Source organism: Petrotoga sibirica DSM 13575 (assembly GCF_002924625.1).
GTDB lineage: Bacteria > Thermotogota > Thermotogae > Petrotogales > Petrotogaceae > Petrotoga > Petrotoga sibirica.
This window is the reverse complement of record NZ_JAHC01000005.1, coordinates 41,946-60,714: the sequence shown is the minus strand read 5'-3', so window position 1 is coordinate 60,714 and position 18,769 is coordinate 41,946. Positions and strand designations below refer to the sequence as shown.

Genomic DNA, 18,769 nt, shown 5'->3' with positions numbered 1-18,769 from the left:
TCCTCGCTTGTGGTTGCTTTATCGGTTCTTGTGGTAATCAACCTGCCACATAAAGCGGATTAGTAAAGTAGATGGTGATTAAGATCAAGGATTCCTTGAAAAAAGGAATCCTTGATACATGATATAAGTTTAACTAATGAAAATCAAACTCGAAAGGATGTGAATTAATTGAACAAAGCACTCGATTTGATAATCACAAAAAAAAAGCGGATGCAAGATTTTTCCTTGTTCCAAAAAAACGGAGCCACTGTTTTGTGGGATAAATTAACTTTAAATGCATATTCGTTAGACAAAAAGCATACAGAATTCTTTAACAAACTTCTAGAAATAGAAAATCAAGAAGAAATAAATAAATTCATTATAAGAGAAATAAATAAATCTCCCGAATTAGAAAATGAACTAATAGAGTTACTTCAAGATTTAAATTTAAAAAAAGAAAGTAAGAACCTACGTCAGCTCAATCTCTTAATATCCCAAAAATGCTTGTTAGGTTGCCTTTATTGCTATGCTAAAAAAGGAACATATGGTTACCCTTCTTTTATGAAACCTCTAGCCGTAAAAAACAGCTTGGAATCTTTTCTTTCAATTTTTGATAATATAGGGATGATTCAGTTTTTTGGTGGAGAACCTCTATTAAATTTAGAACTAATAGAGTACACAATTAAATTAATACAAGAATTATTTTCCGAAAAAATTATTCAGAAGAAACCAGATTTCCTTGTAGAAAGTGGATTAGGCGTACCTGAAGAAATAGTGAGAAAGTTTGCAAAACTATTACAAGTTTATCCAGAAATACGATTGACAGTTAGCTGTGATGGACCTTCTGAAATTCAAAATATTTTAAGACCTTTTAAGAATGGTAAACCATCTTATAACTCTGTCATTGGAAATCTCAATTATTTAAAAAAATATGGTCAACCTCATGCAATCGAAGTTACTTATACAAAGATCCATTTTGACAAAGGGATATTACCATCAGATTTAATAAATTACTTTAAAGAAGAATTAGGATTAAAGGAATCGTTGGTTTTTGTAATTCCTGTAATCTCTAAAGATCCTTCTTTGGCTTTGCCAAGAGACGTTGAAATAGAAATATTGTATGAATATCATGTTAAAATGTTAAAATCCGTAAAAAACGTAACTTCTTATCCAAGATATAGTATAGATAAGTTTAAAAAACATGTTGAAAATACTGTTCTAAGTTATGTTCCTAGTAAATATTTCTGTGATGGGGGAATTGAGGGCTATGCAGTAGATACATTTGGAGATATTTACCCCTGTCATATGTTAGTCGGAATGGAAAAATTCAAGATAGGGAATGTTGGAGAAAATATAGAAAAATTAAAAATGAATTTAGAAAACTTCGCACTTAAGCAAAAAAAAATAGTTGAAAAGGCAAAATACGATAAATGTAAAAACTGTTATTTAGAAAATTATTGTTCTGGTTGTCCCTCCGCAAATTATTTGCTAAAAGGGAATATGGTTCCTTCTTTCTCTGATTGCGAAATTCGAAAACAAACAGTAAAAGAGTTGCTTTTAGAATATGCCAAAATTACATCTCAGGAGGTACAAAATTGAAAAAAGAAAACGTTCAAAGTTTGAGAAAATTGTTAAAATACTCTAAAAAATACTTAAAGTATCAGAAAACCCCTCTGATTCTCACACCATTATTGTTATTGGTTTCTATTCTAAGTCCCTTTTTAATCAAATATTTAATTGATGATATCATTGGTAACCATGAATTTTCGCAAATATTACCATTTGTTATCCTTTTTACAACCGTAATATTAACTGAAAGGTTAATTTCCTTTATTGTCAATTATGGTTATTATAAATCTACCAATTTAGCAGCAAGAGACGAACAAATTTACATGTTTAAAAAAATACTAACGATCCCTATAAAAGAATTTTCGCATAACAAAATTGGTGATTTCATGTCAAGAGTGCTTTCCGATACGTTGGAAGTTTCCTTTTTCCTTGGAGCAGGAATTTCAGTAATAACCTATAATATTATACAACTCATCCTTGTTTCTTCGGTTTTATTATATCTAAATTGGCAACTTGCTGTTATAACCTTCATTATGGTTCCTTTTTACTATTTTTCACTTCGAGCATTTGATAAAAAACTTCAAAAGAGTTCTGAGTTAGAAAGGATCGCTTACAGTGATCTTACTGAAGAATTGAGAGAAAAAATAGGAGGTCTTGTGTCAATAAAATCTTTTTGTAAAGAAAAATTTTTTTCAAAACAATTCTCGAAAATATCATGGATTTGGGTTGAGAGAAAAAACAGACTGAATATGTTTAATCAATCTGCTGAGGATTTTATGTCTTTTATATATGAATTGATCCCTGTTTTGATACTGGGTTGTGGTGCGTATCTAATATTAAAAGGAAAAGCTACCCTTGGAACCCTAATGGGGTTTTATGCTTACCTGGGTTGGATATTTACTCCTATAAGAAATCTTAGCAGTTTCTATATCCAAATGCAAAGAGTCCGACAAATTTCAGAACGTATCTTTGAAATACATAATTTCCCAGAAGAAAAAATGAGAGAAGAAGAACCTTTTCCTAACAATGATTACCCTATTACCTTTGAAAACATTTGTTTTAAATATAAAGACAACACCGTCCTGCATGATATAAATTTAACCATTGGAACAAAAGAAAAGGTCGCAATTGTTGGAACAAGTGGTGCAGGCAAATCCTCTTTTGTCAATCTAATCCCAAGATTTTACGAACCTACTACAGGAAAAGTTATGATCAATGGTATAGATGTTAAAAAATATAATCTGAAGCAATTAAGAAAAAATATTATCATTGTTAGGCAAGATGATTATTTATTCAACATGACGATCAAAGAAAACATAATGTTGGATGATGAATTCACTGAAGAGGAATTCATGAAAGCGGTAAAGAAAGCTAAGGTAGATAAATTCATAGGACTTTTAGATGAAGGATACGACACAGTAGTTGGAGAAAGAGGAAGTAAGTTATCGGATGGGCAAAGGCAGAGAGTAGCGATAGCAAGAGCATTGATAAGGGAACCAAAGGTATTGATACTGGATGAAGCAACGTCAGGGGTAGATTCTCAAACAGAAGAAGAAATATTCGATGAATTGAAAGAGTACAAGATGACTTTGATAATAATATCCCACAGATTGTCAACGATAAGAAAGGCTGACAAAGTGATACTGTTGAAAGATGGAGAGATAAAAGGAGAAGGAGTACATGAAGAGTTATTAAAAAATGCTCCCATTTACAGAGAAATAATAGAAAGTCAGTTGATTGTATGAAAGTTTGATTAGTCACTATTTTCAAGAGAACCTAATCTTTGAAAAGACGCCCAACATGGGCGTTTTTTCAATTAAAAATTGTTGCTAATTTTGATGAACTCTTCTCTTTCTTCCCCTTCAAAAACATAAAAAGAAATAGCAGAAGGTTTTCTTTTCAACGTGTATTTTTTCACGAATGAATTAATCTCTTTTGGTACTTTCGGTGTGAATTCTTTGGGTATATCTTTTAAATTGTAGTACCTTAAATGCTTCAATGTTTAAGCGAGCTGCTTCTTCGTATCTTTCTTCGTTAAAAGACAATACAAACCACCTTTTTTCAGCCCCTTTATCTCTTCATCTATTATCTCAAGGGCTTCATAGTATTTAACATCCCATTTTAATTTTAAAACGTTTATGTAATTGACAATGCTTTTATTTTTATCTGGTCTATCACTTTCTAAGTAATGAATAACATAATTCAAAATCGGTCTTATGAACTGTCCTTTATTCACAATTTCAACCAATAGTTTAATGTTCATTTATATACCTCTTTTTCCTTTACCCAATAGCAACAAAAATATGAAATAAAATTTACTTCAAAAACCCTTTCTTTGGAATGTTAATAACTCTTGAAGCTTTTATATTTTATTCTAGAGTTTATTATATCATAACCCTCTTATAATAACCAAAAGAAAGACAAAGGCATCATATCCGATAAAAAACATCGTAAATAATTTTAACATAAGTTTTTTTGACCGATCTCTGTAATACTTTATCAATGTATATTTGAAGGCAATTAAAAAACCTTGTACTAGGAGGAGAATGAAAATATGAATAATCTGAACCCTGAATACACCTTAGAAGGCGCTGAGTGTGCGGGGTGTTTTATTTGTAGTGGTTGCTTATTAGGAGGTTGGTCCGTACTTATGCTGATTAGTTTAGCTACTATGGTATACGTTTGTTGAAAGGAAGATAAGTAATTTATTATTATAGGGGAAGAGGAAATTTTTCTCTTCCATATAAGAAATTCATTTTTGTATGAAATATAAAGAAAGGAAGGAAAAAAATGAAAATGTTGAGAGGGCAATTTTTGATAGTGTTTATTTCGATTTCTATCACCTTCACTTTTTCAGTAAGTTTAGAATTTGATGAAAGCTTTATTGTTAATTTGCTTGACAATGAAAGCGAAATATTGGATATAGTTAGCCGAAAAGGTAATGTGTATCTTTTGTCAGAGAACGGCTTAGTGTATATCATAGATTCAAAGTGAAGTGGAAATATTCGTATTAGATGAAGATTTGAATATAAGATTGTATATAAATAGTCCAAATTTGCTTTACTATCCGAAGTTTGCCTTTGATGAAAATGTAAATGCCGATGGGAAAAATATCCTCTACATATACAATCACAGAGACCTTAAGAGATATTTCTTTGAGTCTTCTCTCCCACAAAAAATATGTAAATGGGAAACTTTTTAAATAATTAAAAAGTTAAAAGAGAAAAGGAAGCATGATGGAATAAAATACTAGGGGGTTTGGGAAAGAAAACAAAGAAGCTGTTATCAATTTATGGGGTGTGTAGAGAAAGTCTCCTGTGACAGAAGAGTTCAATGACATACTGTTATGGATACTGTTAGGAGGGATATTTTTATTTTTCTTCACAGTAGTAGCTGGGAAAAGGATAACACAAGAGGCTGTAGTATTAACGATGCCAAATTAAAGGGATTTAAGGATAAAGTTTAAAATGGGTGGGGAGCTCTCTCAGCTGACAAAGCCAAGAGAAGTTTTCTGCAATTTATGGTTTATAATTAAAAACACCCATCAATATATATGATGGGGGTTTTAAAAGTGGACAGTTATTTGTTTTCTTCTTCGTTTTTTCCTTTTTTCTCTTCTTTTGATAATTTCTTGAGGTTTTCACTCACATAGTAATAAAATGTACCTTCTTCATATTCTCCCTTTTCGTTTGGTATTCCTGCTTTGTAGCCTGTCATTAGTTCGATCCCTTCGTCTATATTATCAATAGCCCAAATATGGAACTTCCCATTTTGTATATCTTCGTTTATTTCGTCTTTCAATACGATATTATCGATATTCTTACTTGGAATAATCACCCCTTGGTCTCCTGTAAAATTAAGATTTTTACAGGCATCGTAAAATCCTTCTATTTTCTCGATTATTCCTCCAACCGGTAAAACTTCTCCGTTTTGATTCATAGATCCGGTAATGGCAATATTTTGTTTCAATGGAATGTTAGCTATAGAAGACATTAAAGCCAGCGTTTCTGCTATTGTAGCGCTATCTCCTTCGATGAGGGTATAAACTTGTTCGAAATTTAAAGAAACACCGAAGCCTGTTTCTATGAAAGAAGAAAATTTGTGTTTGAAATAGTTTTCTATTATCAATGAGGATTTTTTGTATATTTTTCCGCTTAAATCGATATCTCTGTGGATGTTTATGATTTTTTCAGAAGAGGATCTGTAACTTTTTGCTGTTATCTTGACTGGATGGCCAAAGGTGAAATCTCCTGTATCCAAAACAGTTAATCCATTAATTTGTCCAATTTCAGAGCCTTCAATCCTTATGTCAATCTTTTTCTCTTTTATTGCATTGAATAATTTTTTCTTATGAAATGAAAACATCTTTTCTCTAAACTTTATAGTGTCTTTTATATCTTTGGAGGTTATGTATGGGGATGTTCCATTTTTTTGAGAAATATTGAAAGAGTCAATTAGTAGATTTTTAATTTCTCCCAATTTTAAAGAGAACCTTTTGTTGTTTCCATTCAACCTACAACTGTACTTGATAATCTCCTTAATCGCATCTTTTGTAAAATGTGAGATATCGTTTTCTTCAACTGTGTTGCTTAAGAAGGCTAAAAATCTATTCAAATTATCGTTATTTAAATCTGTCTCATAGTCAAATTGTGATTTTATAGGGAAAAGTTTTTCAAATTCACTATCGTAAAGTCTTAATAAATCGTACACCCATTCTTCTCCAATAAGTATCACTTTAACGGCTAAAGATAACGGTTCTGGTTCCAAACTTTCAAAACTCGAATAGCCTTCAGCGGTCTGAATATTTTCAATTTTCACTTCTTTTTCCGCTAAAACTCTCTTAATTACCTCCCAAGCGTAAGGTTTTTTTAAAACTTTTTCTGCTTCCATTATTAGATAACCACCGTTTGCCCTGTGAAAAGCTCCCGATTTTATCATTGTAAAATCAGTTTGAAGGAGTCCCATTTGTGAATAATACTCTATTCTACCAACCAAATTGGAAAAAGTAGGATTGTCTTCTTCTATGACAGGAGCGCCTTGTAGATAAGAATTATCCACTACAATGTTGACGTTGTATCTTTTTTCTTTAAGATAAGTTATTAGGTTTTGATTTTCGGAAGTTAATTGGGATAGGTGAGAAGCTATGTCTTCTTTTAAGTTTTGAAGGTATTCAAAAACATCCGAATATTTAAGATATTTCTTTTCAAGGGGCTCAAAAAGCTTAGTTAAGCTAAATGCAGCCCAATAACGTCGTAAGTTTTTGACTTCTTCCCAGTATTCTTTATCCATCTCCGTGATCTTTACCATAGTTTTTTCAATTAATTCTCTCAACTTCTCTGAATTTTTTCGAAAGTACTCTTTTATCTCTTCTGGAAGGTTTTCAAACTCAGAACTGCTTATTTTTTTGCCATTGTACACTGGAACACTCACTATACCTTTTTCAGAAGCCTCAAGTATAAAACCAAGAGCTTGAGCCTGTTTTCTTAGATCAGACCATAATTTTTCCCTCTGTTCATTGTAATCTTTTTCTAATGAGCTTAACCTTTGTTGAAATTCTTCTGTTTGCATAGTCTTATTTAAAACTTGTACAGACGAATTAATAATAGATTGTAATTCAGATTTGAAATTTTTAGCTTCTCCTGCGGGCAGTTTCAACAGCTTGGGTTTCTTTTCTTCCTTGAAATTAAAAACATACATAAGATCTTGAGGGGCTCTTTGAGATAAAGATATTTTTTCTATTATCTTCCGCGTCATATCTCTTCTACCGCTACGATTTGGACCAACTACGAAAACGTTGTTTGAATCGTTGCTGCTTTCCAAGGCAAATTGCAGTATTTCACATGCATCCGTTTGTATGGTGTAATCTTGATAAGAACCAATTTTAATTTCTGAGGTGTTATCGATGTTTATGTCGGGGATTTTAATTTTAAAATCACTTAAAGTAAGTTTCATGGTTTATGCCTCCATTCAAGATAAATTAAACCTTTCATAAATCTCATTTACATTTTTTAGATAATAATCAGGCGAGAAGATATCTTCAAGTGTTTCTTTCCCTGATAATTTTTCCCTTACTCTTTTATCTTCCAATAAAATAGCTTTAAAATCACGTCTTTCATTCCAAGCTTTCATAGCGTTTTCTTGAACTATTTTGTAAGCTTCTTCCCTGCTTACCCCTAATTCAACTAACTTCAACAAAACCCTTTGAGAATAAATTAAATTATAAGATTTTTCTATGTTTTCTTTCATTCTATCTTTGTGAACCACTAAATTATGAACTAGGTAATTTGCTTTATTCAACATATAGTAAGTAAGCATGGTTGCATCCGGTATAAACACTCTTTCTACAGAGGAATGAGAAATATCTCTTTCGTGCCACAAGGAGATATTCTCATAAGCAGAAGATAGATAAGATCTTAGCATTCTTGACATCCCCGTCAACCTTTCACACAATATGGGGTTTTTCTTATGGGGCATCGCTGAAGAACCCCGTTGCCCTTTTTTAAAAGGTTCTTCTACTTCCAGGACCTCTGTTTTTTGAAAGTGCCTGATTTCTATAGCAAGTCTTTCTATACTGCTTCCTATCATAGCTAAAGCGCTGAAAAATTCAGCATGAAGATCCCTTGGCAAAACTTGAGTAGATACTTTACAAGGTCTGAGGTTGAGTTTTTTCAAAGCGATTTCCTCTACTTTTGGTTCTATGTTAGCATAATTTCCAACGGCTCCGCTGAGTTTACCTTGAGAAATGTTATCTATAGCCTTTTCTAACCTTTCTTTGTTTCTTTCTTCTTCTGCGACAAATCCTAAAATTTTTAATCCAAAAGACGTTGGTTCGGCGTGTACCCCATGGGTTCTTCCAACTATAATAGTATACTTATGATCAACAGCCATTTTTTTCAGATTAGCTATATATTTAGTTAGCTCATCAAGAATAACCTCTCCTGCTCTTTTTATAGCTAACGATAAAGCTGTATCGACAATATCTGATGATGTCAGGCCCTTGTGAAAGTATCTTGCCTCATCTCCCATATCTTCAGTTACGACTTTTATAAAGGCTATGACGTCATGATCCACTATTTTTTCTGTATCTAATATTTTTTGAACGTCTAATTTTGCTTTTTGTCGAATATTTCTGGATGTACCTTTGGGAGCAAGATTCAGTTCTTCGAAGGCTTCTATTACAGCTACTTCTACTTCAAGCCATCTCTTATACTGAGCATCTAAAGTCCAAATGTCTTTAATTGGAGAAAGAGAGTACCTTTCAATCAATATCAACACCTCTTTGTGAATTCAGTTCTTTCGACCTTATAGTTGCTTCTTTTACTGCGTCCATAAGGATACCTCTTAAACCACGAGATTCTAAAACTTCTATTCCTTTTATTGCTGTGCCTCCTGGGGAAGTAACCATATCTTTTAACTCTCCGGGATGTTTTTGTGTTTCTAAAACCATTCTTGAAGCCCCGAGTAAAGTTCTTGCCGCAAATTCAGTAGAAAGCTCTCTAGGCAAACCCATCAGGACACCACCGTCGGATAAAGCCTCTATCATTATATAGGCATATGCAGGTCCGCTCCCACTTAAAGCAGTTATCGAGTCCATCATATCTTCTTCAACCAAATATACTTTTCCAACACTTTCCAAAATCTCCATAACCGTTCTCAAATCATTTTCTTCAACGTTATTCTTTTTACTTATAGCAATAACGCCTTCACCAACTAAAATAGGAGTATTGGGCATTGCTCTAATTATCTTTGATGAATTTGGTAAAGATTTATCCAAATGGTGCAGACTTACTCCTGCAGCTATTGATATAACTATCTTATCTTCACAAGAGGGGCCTATTTCCTTCAATACTTTGTCTATTACTTGCGGTTTCACAGCTAAAAGAACGATGTCGGATTCTTTCACAGCTTTTGCGTTATCAGTCATGGTTTTTATGTCACAGTAATTAGAATTTCTTTCAGAATCGTATTCAAAGAGATCTGTTCCTATTATTTGTTCTCTTTTAAGTGTTTTAGTTTGAATTAAACCTTTTATTAAGGTGCTTCCCATTTTTCCCAATCCTATTACACATAGCTTTTTATCCATACTATCTGACCTGCCCGTTTCCCAAGATAATGTATTTGGTGGTTGTTAACTCATTGATTCCAATAGGCCCTCTGACATGCAATTTTTGTGTGCTTATTCCCATTTCCGCACCGAAACCGAACTCTTCGCCATCGGTAAATCTCGTGGAAGCATTGACGTAAACAGCTGCAGAGTCTATTTCGTTTAGGAATTTTTGAGCGGTTGTATAATTCTCAGTGATTATCGCTTCGGAATGCTTTGTACTGTACTTGTTTATATGGTTTATAGCTTCTTCAGTACTATCAACTATTTTAACGGCCATTATATAATCCAAATATTCAGTTGACCAATCATCGTCTTGTGCCGGTTTCATTTTAGGTATTATTTTCAAGGTTTTTTCACAACCTCTCAATTCTACTTTCTTTTCAAAGATTGAGTATATTTTTGGTAGAAACTCTTTTGCGATATCTTTGTGGATCAATAATTTTTCTGCTGCGTTACAGACAGAAGGCCTACTGGTTTTAGCGTTTTCAACGATTTTAAGTGCCTTTTCAAGATTTGCTTGTTTATCAACATACACGTGACAGTTCCCCGCCCCCGTTTGTATAACAGGGATCATAGAATTTTCAACGGTATTTTTAATTAAAGATGGACCGCCTCGAGGTATCAGCACATCGATGTATTCGTACAACTTCATCAATTCATCAACAGCTTTTCTATCTGTTACCTCAATGAACTGCACTATATCCTTTGAAAAACCAGCTCTTTCAATAGCTTGATGGATAATCTTTACCAAGGCGTTGTTAGAATGGATCGCTTCAGAACCGCCTCTTAATACCACACAGTTACCGGATTTTATACATAAAGCCGCTGCATCCACCGTTACATTTGGCCTACTTTCATATATAATAGCGATTACACCTAATGGAACTACCATCTTTCCAATCATCAATCCATTTGGCCTTTTCCACATCTCAGAGATGTTGCCAACGCTACTTTGAAGTTGAGCCACTTTTTGCACACCTTTAGCCATTTTGCTGACTCTTTCATCGTTAAGTAACAACCTATCTAAAAGGCTGTTTGACATTCCTGTGTCTTTAGCTGCTTCAACATCTTTTTGATTTTCTGATATTATATAGTTTTTATTTGCGATTAACTCTTCTGAAATACAGTTAAGAATTTTGATCTTGTCCGTATCAGAAGTTGAACTAAAGCTTCTTGAAGTATCTTTAGCCTTTCTTGCCTTATTTAAAACATACTCCTCTAAATTCACAATTTTGCCCTCCCTCTTTCGATTTTTCCCCGTTCCTTTTTCTATGTTTTTTAATTATATCATAACTTTTTAAATGAGAATGTAAGGACAAACTCCAACTTTTCTTTTTATATGATTTCATGAAATAGTTCTTTTACTTTTCCTCTTAGTTTCTTTAATAGGTTTTCTCCTTGGCTCGTAATAGAGTAATATATCCTTTTTTTACCTTCTACTATTTCAATCCTTTTAGCCAGAAGATTTTCTTTTTCCATCTTGTGTAGTAATGGATACAAAGTACCGGGACTTATATTGTAACCGTGCCTTTTTAACTCAGAAATCATCCAACTTCCATAGATAGGTGTTTTTTGTGCATGGTGCAATATGTGTATTTGAATTAAACCATTTAAAATTTTATTTAAATATTTATTCGTTTTAATATGATCTTTTGATTCTTCTATGAGTATTTACCCCCTTTCATTTTTATTTAGAGTGTTAACAAGTTTAAATTTGAACAGGAAAAGAGTGAAAACAGCTGCACTTTCTATTATCATGGAAAAGACAACCAAACTTACGACTGTATGATCGTACAAGATCCCCATAAACGCACTGCCTATGAACCAAAAAAGGCCAAAGATAGCGTTAAAAAAGCCATAGGCTGTACCTCTTTTCTCAGGGGTCACGATATCAGCTACTACAGATTTTAAAATGGATTCTTGGGCTCCCATTCCGACTCCCCACAAAATAACCCCTAAGATCACTAACAATGAAGAGTTAGATAAAAATGAAAAGGGAGAAAAAAATATCGAAAGACTAGAGGCGATTATAAGACTGGTGACTCCAACTTTGTCATAAAACAAACCAAAGATCAATGCAGAAACCGCATCAACGCCCATAGCTATCGCATACATAAAAGGTATCATGGTTGAATTGAAAATATCAATTCTTTGAAAATGGAAAGCCAACAAAGGAAAATCCGCAAAACCTGCAGCAATTAAGGAGATGGCTACTAAGTACAACCAGTACGATTTTGATATTCCCTCAAAGTTGATCTTATCCTCTTTTACTTCAAACTTCTTGGGTTGGGGAAAATTCAATCTACTAATCGACAACAAAACTAGGGTAATCAATGCAGGTATCAACAATATTGCAAATGCTAATCGGTAGTTTGTTAACTCATCGCCTGACTTGAATAATAGGATTAAACTTAAAATTACAGGTCCTGAGACAGCTCCAATTTGATCGAGTACCTCTGCTATGGCAAATCCTTTACCACTTCCCACATTTCGTGCTGCGTATGACATAAGTGTATCTTTCGAAGGCTTTCTTATAGCTTTTCCTGTTCTTTCCATAATTATCAGCATAGCTGCTATTTCCCATCTTCCTGCAAGAGCTAATAAAGGAACAGAAAATAGATCCATTCCATAGCCTAAAAAAGTGAAGAGCCAATATCTACGAGTTTTATCACTTAAATAACCCGTTAACAACCTCAAACCATAACCTATGAACTCACCTAAACCAGAAATGATTCCCACCGCTGTTGCACTTGCTCCTAATAAACCTAAATACGGACCGATTAAACTTCTTGCCCCTTCGTGGGTGATATCTGCGAATAAACTTACAATTCCCATAACAACTATAAAACCCATAGCCGTTTTTTTCGTTTTAGAACACCTTCTTTTTTTATTTTTTAAATATATCTTCTCGAAGTATCCCATACTCATCGAAGCTACTTTTCATTGTGAATAATATTGTTAGTGTTATAGTAAGAGAGACAGATGTTAAAATAGATACATAAATAGCAATTTGATATTTTATCGCTGTTTCTGGAGATGCACCTCCCAAAATCTGGCCGGTCATCATTCCTGGTAGATACACAATTCCAACTGTAGCCATGTTTGCTATGGTTGGTCTGAGAGCAGATATCAACGCACTCCTTAAGTATGGAAGTGTGGCTTCATAAACGGTAGCTCCATTTCCCAAGGCAAAAAAATATCTCTGCTTATTTCTTTGTATATCTTTGTAAAAATTACTTATTCCAATAATATCTCCTGTTAAAGCGTTGCCTAAAAGCATACCACCTATTACAACGAAATATCTCGCAGTGAAAATATTATCTAGCCTTAAAATTACAAAATCAAAATAAAAAAGTACAATAAAATTAGAAATTGTAAGAGCAAAAAATACCGGCCAAACAAACCTTTTAAAATTTAAACCGCTGCTACCAATCACTCGAAATGCGGCAAAGGAGATCATAAAAAATAACCAGCCTATATTTAACCATGTATGATCAAATTGAAAAAGATAGGCTAAAATTAAAGACATGATAAAAAGTTGGACGCTCATTCTGATCGTTGAAATTACGGCATCTCGGCTTATTTTCAAATTAAAAATATAACTCAAAATAACAGGGAAAAATATTAATAAATAAGCCATTGCAAGTGAAAATAAAGAAAGATCAGTTGTAGGTTCCATTTTAATTTCCCCCCATTTCTATTATATTTAAACCTTCATTATTCAGCCATTCTTGATCATGAGATATTGCTATCAAAGTCCATTCTTTTTTTGATAATAAATATTTTATAACTTTATTTTTCATTTCTCTATCCAGTGAAGAGGTACTCTCATCTAGTAAGTATATCTTTTTATTTAAAAGTGTAAAGATAGATATCAAAACTCTCTGCTTTTCACCACCCGAAAGAGCTTGGAAGTCTTTATCTAAAATATTTGCTTCTAGTTCAAAAAAATCAAATAATTCTATTAATTTTGATTCTTCAAAAGGTGCTTTAAGGTTTATTTTATAACTCAATATATTACGAATTATTTCTCTTACCGTCCCGTCAACAACATCTAGTTCCTGCCCTATGTACACGGTCTCTTTTCTTAAAACCCATATATTTTTACCATTCAATCGTTCATTTTTGTATAGTAATTGTCCTTCATCTGGTTTCATGAATCCTAAAAGTAATCTAAAAATGGTGGTTTTTCCAATTCCGGATTTTCCAAAGATAAGGGTTTTACTCCCCTCTTGGACTTTGAGATTAAAATTTCTTAGAACGTATTTACCTTGGAACTTTTTTGAAACGTTTTGAAATTCAATCAAAATTATTCCCTCCATATATATCTAATTTCGATATCGGAAATTGATAATTATATTATAACTTTTTCTTCCAAATTGTCAATGAAAATGTCAGATTTTTCTATTGTTATGGTATAATTTTCTTTTGGAGGGGTAAATATGAGTATCAATCAATTCAGCAAAAATATGGTTATGCCGGTGTGCTTGATCACAGTTAAAAGTGGATCTTTTATCAATTCAATGACGGTAGCTTGGAATACTCCGCTTTCTGCAAACCCACCCTTGTTTGGATTTGCTATTAAAAAACAAAGATATACTTATCCAATGTTAATTAAAGAAAAAGAATTTACAGTTACATTTTTACCATATGAGAAAGCAGAATTATCTGTAAAACTTGGGCGGATTTCCGCAAGAGAAGGTGATAAACTCTTGGCAGTCGGAGTTAAGATGAAAGATTCTGAATTTGTAAAAGCTCCCTATATCGAAGATGGTTATTTTTCAATGGAATGTACTTTAGAAAATTCCTTTACTACAGGAGACCATGAGTTTGTTGTTGGAAAAGTTGTGGCTGTCCATGAAAATGAGGGATCATTAGAGAATTTAAAACCATTGATGTATCTAACTAAAGATACTTTTTCTACTATTGACGCAGGTAAAATTAAAAAGATAGATACTAAGAGAATAATCGAAGAGATCAGAATAATGTTAAAAAGAGGTGTGCAAGGTGATTGAGGGAGGAGTTTCAAATAGCCTTATTTTGGATATTGTACAACCTTCTCTCACCTTTCCAGAAATTAAGTTGGAAAAAGGTATTTCGTTAGGTTTATATACCACTGAGACCGAATTAATGACGTCATATTTCTTTAAGTTAATTTCTGAACCTGAAAAGTATGCAAAAGAAGTTAAAATAAATGGTTTTCTGGCCAACGGAATGAATTGGGTAGGAAGATCCTTTACACATATAGTGGTACCTCAAATTTGGCAAGATAGTATATACAACATACTAAAAAACAAACCTAAACGACGTCATTTGATATTTATAGGAGCGAGAAAATGTGATATTAACTACGCTGAGCTTTCTGACATTTCAACGATCATTTCTTATTATAAAAAGGACTGTAGTATATTGGTAGTAAGTGATTCTGTGGAACTATTGCAAGCAACCACTGATAGGGTAGTTAATATGTTGGGAGAATCTATTGTGTATGGATCAAAAGAATTTTTCGATTGATATTTTAGAAAAAAACAATTTTCCAAAGTTAAATTTTTAAAATTTAGGAGGATTTTGATGTCTTTAACAATAGACAGAGATGAAATCATAGGCACTTTAAAAAGAGAACTAATAGAAGTAAAAGAAATACAGGAATTTCAAAATCTTAAATCTAAATATTTAGGTAAAAAAGGTTTGATCAAATCTCTAATGAACAATCTTAAAGATATCGATGACGTAGCATTAAAAAAACAATATGGTAAAACTGTGAATGAATTAAAAGAAGAATTAGAAACCATTTTTGATAAAAAGTTAAATGAATTGAAAGAAAAAGAAAGGGAAGAAAAGGAGAAAAAAAACTGGGTTGATATTACAATTCCCGGAGCCCGTAGAAAGATTGGAAAAGAAAATTTAATCACAAAAACAAGAAAAGAAATAGAAGAAATATTCATCGGAATGGGTTTTTCGATAGCTGAAGGTCCAGAGATAGAGAATTCTTGGTATAATTTTGATGCGCTTAATACCCCTGAATGGCATCCTGCCAGAGAAATGCAGGATACTTTTTATTTATCTTTGGACAAAGAAAAGCTTTTAAGGACCCATACCTCTCCCGTTCAAGTGAGAACGATGTTGAAAAGTAAGCCTCCGTTGGCTATAATATCTCCCGGAAGGGTATACAGAAAAGATGAATTAGACGCCACCCATTCCCCTGTTTTTCATCAAGTAGAAGGGCTGTATGTTGATAAAAATGTTTCCGTTTCACATTTAAAAATGTATCTTGAAGTTTTTGCACAAAAATTTTTCGGGAATAAAGTTTCGGTATTGTTGCGTCCGAGTTATTTCCCTTTTACTGAACCAAGTTTTGAGGTAGATATCAGTTGTATCTTTTGTGGAGGAAAAGGGTGTAGTGTTTGTAAAAATACCGGTTGGATAGAAATATTGGGAGCCGGTCTAGTTCATCCTAACGTTTTTCAAAGCGTTAATTACGATCCGAAAGTATGGCAAGGCTTTGCTTTTGGAATGGGGATTGAAAGAGTGGCGATGTTGAAATATAACATTCCAGATATAAGAGAATTTTATAAAAATGACATTAGATTTATAGAAACTTTATAATCAACAATACGGCATAGGCAAGCAAAATTTTAGAGGGAGGTAACGATGAAAGTATCCTTAAATTGGCTTGAAGATTATATAAAAGTCACAAAAAATATCGAAGAATTGGTAAAAGAGATAAAACTTCACTCGTCGGATGTAGAAGGTTTTGAAAAAGTCGGGAGTAATCTTAATAATATCATAGTTGGAGAGATTCAGGAAATAGCTCCGCTTGAAAATGCTGATAATTTAGTAGTATGTAAGATAGATTTAGGGAAAGGTATAAAAAATATAGTCACTGGGGATCTTACAGTTAAGGTTGGTGAAAAAGTTCCGGTGGCACTTCCTGGGGCGACTTTAGCAAATAATTTAAAAATAGAAGAACGAGAGTTTAAGGGAGTAATTTCTCAAGGAATGATGTGTTCTTTGAAAGAATTAGGTATATCTAATGATGCGGATAAAGTTTATAGAATAGTAGATGACGTTGCGAATGGAACGGATTTTGTTAAATTTTTTGATGTATACGATCAAATTTTAGAGATAGAGATACTCCCCAATAGGCCTGATTTACTTTCTTATTTAGGTGTTGCAAAAGAGTTAGAAACGATAGATTGTGGTGTAGGATTTAAATTACCTGAGTATATAAAAATTAGTAAAGGTGAGGGGTTTCCCGTAAGAATAGAATATGAAAAATGTAATCGATATATGGCAACAGTTGTAAAAAATGTTAAAATTGGTCCCTCCCCCATGTGGCTTGTTAAAAGATTGGGAAGATCAGGAATAAGAAGTATAAACAATATTGTAGATATAACGAACTATGTAATGTTAGAGACAGGTCACCCCATCCATGCATTTGATTTAGATCTTATAGGGGATCAAATAGTTGTTAGAAAAGCCAAAAAAGGCGAAAAAATACTGCTTTTGGATGGTAAAGAGTACACCATGGAAGGAGCAGAAACACTTATAACCGACGGTGATAACATAATTGCACTTGGAGGCATAATGGGTGGAGAATTAAGTGGGATCAATGAAAATACGAAAGATATCTTACTAGAAGTTGCGCATTTTGATCCTGTTAATATAAGAAAGTCTTCCACTTACCATAAGATAACCTCTGATTCTTCGTACCGTTTTGAAAGAGGAGTTGATCCAAACGATAGTGAGATGGTAATGGGTAGATTAATTAAATTGATTAACGAATTGGCAGGGGGAAAAGTAGACGGACCTACAACGGATATTTATCCAGAACCTATAAAAAATAAAGAAATATTAATTAAAAAGAGTTATATAAACAATAGATTGGGAAAAGAATTAGCAGAAAAAGAAATTGAACAAATATTAAAAAAATTAGATTTTTATTTCACAATAGTGGAAAAAAGTTCAAACCAGAAATCAATGGAAGAAAAAATTAAGGTGATGGATTTACCTCGGGATATAATAGATGAGGAATGGAAGGTTTCTATTCCAACAAAAAGGCCAGATATTACACAAGAAATTGATCTTGTTGAAGAGGTTGGTAGAGTTTACGGCTATTCAAAAATACAGTCTGCTTTCCCAAATCTAAGTGGAATGATCGGAAGTAAGGGAGATTTTGTTTCTTTTAAAGAAAAGGTAGCAGAGATTATGTTGGCTAACGGTTATCACGAGGCAAAGACCTTTCCGCTGAACAACGGGAATAAAATGTGGATGGAAAACAAATTGGATTTAAGATTGATTAATCCTATCTCTGCGGAATTAGAATACATGTCATTCAAATTGATATATGGTTTATTAGATTCGGCTTCTTTTAATTATAGAAACCAAACAAAAGATATAAAAATGTTCGAAATTGATAAAGTTTTTCAAGCAGATAAAGACGGTGAGACAGGTGCAAAGGAGTTTACTAACCTCGCCTTTGTTGCAACAGGAAGAGAAAATAATGATGATTTCACAGATAAGAGAGAGGTTACATTTTATTCTGTAAAAGGAGCTTTAGAAAACTTATTGAATGAATTCAACGTAAAAATAGAATACGTAAGAAATGATCAACCTGGTTTTCTGAAAGCACAAAGTGCTCGGTTATTTTTCAATAACGAAGAAGTTGGCTTTTTAGGTCTACTTGATCCGGCAACAGCAGAGAATTATTACGAAATAAAAGACCCAATATATATCTGTGAGATCAATCTGGATAAGATTTTTATAGATAAAAAAGAAATAAAAAGAGAATTCAAAAAAGTGGATTTTCCTGCTATCAAAAGGGAATATTCTATGATTGTTCCCATCAACATCGAATTTAAAGAGATTCAAGAAATAATAGTAAGTGCTGCAGATATTGTGGAAGATTTTAAGATCTTTGACGTTTACAGAGGGAAAAACATAGAAGAAGATAAAATAAGTATAACCGTTTCAATAGTTTATAGATCAGAAAATAAAACTTTAACAGAAGAAGAAGTCAATGAAGTGGAAAGATCCATTTTAGAAAGATTGAACGATAAAGGAATCAAACTCCGTGAAAACTAAGGCATACCATACATATAGATAAAGAAAGGA

19 protein-coding genes are annotated in these 18,769 nt (G+C 32.9%); 9 read left to right on the top strand and 10 right to left on the bottom strand.

The window, feature by feature from the left end:
- Window positions 1-168: 168 nt before the first annotated feature.
- Complete coding sequence (locus AA80_RS01185) at window positions 169-1,578, top strand: radical SAM/SPASM domain-containing protein (protein WP_103876049.1); 1,410 nt, start codon at window positions 169-171, stop codon at window positions 1,576-1,578.
- A complete protein-coding gene (locus AA80_RS01180) occupies window positions 1,575-3,293 on the top strand; it encodes an ABC transporter ATP-binding protein (protein WP_103876048.1) in 1,719 nt (572 codons plus the stop codon). Before AA80_RS01185 ends, AA80_RS01180 begins: the two co-directional genes overlap by 4 nt.
- Before the next feature lie 71 nt (window positions 3,294-3,364).
- Here AA80_RS01180 and AA80_RS01175 read toward each other — a convergent pair whose 3' ends face one another.
- Window positions 3,365-3,547: a hypothetical protein gene (locus tag AA80_RS01175; RefSeq protein ID WP_103876047.1), complete on the bottom strand. Its 183-nt coding sequence runs from the start codon at window positions 3,545-3,547 to the stop codon at window positions 3,365-3,367.
- A 3-nt stretch (window positions 3,548-3,550) separates the two neighbouring features.
- Window positions 3,551-3,811, bottom strand: a complete 261-nt coding sequence (locus AA80_RS01170; protein WP_199177799.1) for a hypothetical protein — start codon at window positions 3,809-3,811, stop codon at window positions 3,551-3,553.
- A 291-nt stretch (window positions 3,812-4,102) separates the two neighbouring features.
- On the opposite strand from AA80_RS01170, the gene AA80_RS10335 reads away from it, so the two are divergent.
- From AA80_RS10335 to AA80_RS10330, 3 genes are all read left to right on the top strand, one after another.
- On the top strand, window positions 4,103-4,237 hold the full coding sequence (locus AA80_RS10335; protein WP_255396809.1) for a hypothetical protein: 135 nt from the start codon (window positions 4,103-4,105) through the stop codon (window positions 4,235-4,237).
- A 101-nt stretch (window positions 4,238-4,338) separates the two neighbouring features.
- Entirely contained in the window at window positions 4,339-4,542 is a 204-nt protein-coding gene (locus tag AA80_RS01165) for a hypothetical protein (protein WP_103876046.1), read from the top strand.
- Window positions 4,543-4,865: 323 nt separating this feature from the next.
- Window positions 4,866-4,991: a hypothetical protein gene (locus AA80_RS10330; protein ID WP_255396808.1), complete on the top strand. Its 126-nt coding sequence runs from the start codon at window positions 4,866-4,868 to the stop codon at window positions 4,989-4,991.
- A 136-nt stretch (window positions 4,992-5,127) separates the two neighbouring features.
- On the opposite strand, the gene AA80_RS01155 is transcribed toward AA80_RS10330, so the two are convergent.
- The 8 genes from AA80_RS01155 to AA80_RS01120 form a co-directional block, all read right to left on the bottom strand.
- Window positions 5,128-7,500 carry a Lon protease family protein gene (locus tag AA80_RS01155; RefSeq protein ID WP_103876044.1) on the bottom strand — a complete coding sequence of 791 codons (2,373 nt, stop codon included), beginning with the start codon at window positions 7,498-7,500 and terminating at the stop codon, window positions 5,128-5,130.
- A 15-nt stretch (window positions 7,501-7,515) separates the two neighbouring features.
- The gene (gene purB / locus AA80_RS01150) at window positions 7,516-8,814 is read right to left on the bottom strand and encodes an adenylosuccinate lyase (RefSeq protein ID WP_166667769.1); all 1,299 of its coding nucleotides are present in this window, start codon (window positions 8,812-8,814) and stop codon (window positions 7,516-7,518) included.
- Window positions 8,807-9,631, bottom strand: a complete 825-nt coding sequence (proC, locus tag AA80_RS01145; protein ID WP_103876043.1) for a pyrroline-5-carboxylate reductase — start codon at window positions 9,629-9,631, stop codon at window positions 8,807-8,809. The genes purB and proC overlap by 8 nt, the downstream gene beginning before the upstream one ends.
- Window position 9,632: 1 nt before the next feature.
- Window positions 9,633-10,883 carry a glutamate-5-semialdehyde dehydrogenase gene (locus tag AA80_RS01140; protein WP_103876042.1) on the bottom strand — a complete coding sequence of 417 codons (1,251 nt, stop codon included), beginning with the start codon at window positions 10,881-10,883 and terminating at the stop codon, window positions 9,633-9,635.
- 107 nt (window positions 10,884-10,990) lie between these two features.
- A complete protein-coding gene (locus tag AA80_RS01135) occupies window positions 10,991-11,299 on the bottom strand; it encodes a PadR family transcriptional regulator (RefSeq protein WP_103876041.1) in 309 nt (102 codons plus the stop codon).
- 27 nt (window positions 11,300-11,326) lie between these two features.
- Window positions 11,327-12,490 carry an MFS transporter gene (locus tag AA80_RS01130; protein ID WP_103876122.1) on the bottom strand — a complete coding sequence of 388 codons (1,164 nt, stop codon included), beginning with the start codon at window positions 12,488-12,490 and terminating at the stop codon, window positions 11,327-11,329.
- Between the two features lie 52 nt (window positions 12,491-12,542).
- Window positions 12,543-13,334, bottom strand: a complete 792-nt coding sequence (locus AA80_RS01125) for an ABC transporter permease (RefSeq protein WP_103876040.1) — start codon at window positions 13,332-13,334, stop codon at window positions 12,543-12,545.
- Between the two features lies 1 nt (window position 13,335).
- Complete coding sequence (locus tag AA80_RS01120) at window positions 13,336-13,962, bottom strand: ABC transporter ATP-binding protein (RefSeq protein ID WP_158248345.1); 627 nt, start codon at window positions 13,960-13,962, stop codon at window positions 13,336-13,338.
- Window positions 13,963-14,097: 135 nt separating this feature from the next.
- On the opposite strand from AA80_RS01120, the gene AA80_RS01115 reads away from it, so the two are divergent.
- The 4 genes from AA80_RS01115 to pheT are packed head-to-tail and all read left to right on the top strand — an operon-like array spanning window position 14,098 to window position 18,739.
- Complete coding sequence (locus tag AA80_RS01115) at window positions 14,098-14,670, top strand: flavin reductase family protein (protein ID WP_103876038.1); 573 nt, start codon at window positions 14,098-14,100, stop codon at window positions 14,668-14,670.
- Complete coding sequence (locus tag AA80_RS01110) at window positions 14,663-15,169, top strand: hypothetical protein (protein ID WP_103876037.1); 507 nt, start codon at window positions 14,663-14,665, stop codon at window positions 15,167-15,169. Before AA80_RS01115 ends, AA80_RS01110 begins: the two co-directional genes overlap by 8 nt.
- Before the next feature lie 57 nt (window positions 15,170-15,226).
- Window positions 15,227-16,261: a phenylalanine--tRNA ligase subunit alpha gene (gene pheS, locus AA80_RS01105; RefSeq protein ID WP_103876036.1), complete on the top strand. Its 1,035-nt coding sequence runs from the start codon at window positions 15,227-15,229 to the stop codon at window positions 16,259-16,261.
- A gap of 45 nt (window positions 16,262-16,306) precedes the next feature.
- Window positions 16,307-18,739 carry a phenylalanine--tRNA ligase subunit beta gene (gene pheT / locus AA80_RS01100; protein WP_103876035.1) on the top strand — a complete coding sequence of 811 codons (2,433 nt, stop codon included), beginning with the start codon at window positions 16,307-16,309 and terminating at the stop codon, window positions 18,737-18,739.
- Window positions 18,740-18,769: the final 30 nt, after the last annotated feature.

Bases quoted from the DNA above. Each gene is read 5' to 3' on its own strand.
- pheS (WP_103876036.1), top strand. From the start codon at position 15,227: ATGTCTTTAACAATAGACAGAGATGAAATCATAGGCACTTTAAAAAGA.
- AA80_RS01130 (WP_103876122.1), bottom strand. From the start codon at position 12,490: ATGGGAATTGTAAGTTTATTCGCAGATATCACCCACGAAGGGGCAAGA.
- AA80_RS01115 (WP_103876038.1), top strand. From the start codon at position 14,098: ATGAGTATCAATCAATTCAGCAAAAATATGGTTATGCCGGTGTGCTTG.
- AA80_RS01165 (WP_103876046.1), top strand. From the start codon at position 4,339: ATGAAAATGTTGAGAGGGCAATTTTTGATAGTGTTTATTTCGATTTCT.
- AA80_RS10335 (WP_255396809.1), top strand. From the start codon at position 4,103: ATGAATAATCTGAACCCTGAATACACCTTAGAAGGCGCTGAGTGTGCG.
- AA80_RS01170 (WP_199177799.1), bottom strand. From the start codon at position 3,811: ATGAACATTAAACTATTGGTTGAAATTGTGAATAAAGGACAGTTCATA.
- AA80_RS01155 (WP_103876044.1), bottom strand. From the start codon at position 7,500: ATGAAACTTACTTTAAGTGATTTTAAAATTAAAATCCCCGACATAAAC.
- AA80_RS01125 (WP_103876040.1), bottom strand. From the start codon at position 13,334: ATGGAACCTACAACTGATCTTTCTTTATTTTCACTTGCAATGGCTTAT.
- pheT (WP_103876035.1), top strand. From the start codon at position 16,307: ATGAAAGTATCCTTAAATTGGCTTGAAGATTATATAAAAGTCACAAAA.
- proC (WP_103876043.1), bottom strand. From the start codon at position 9,631: ATGGATAAAAAGCTATGTGTAATAGGATTGGGAAAAATGGGAAGCACC.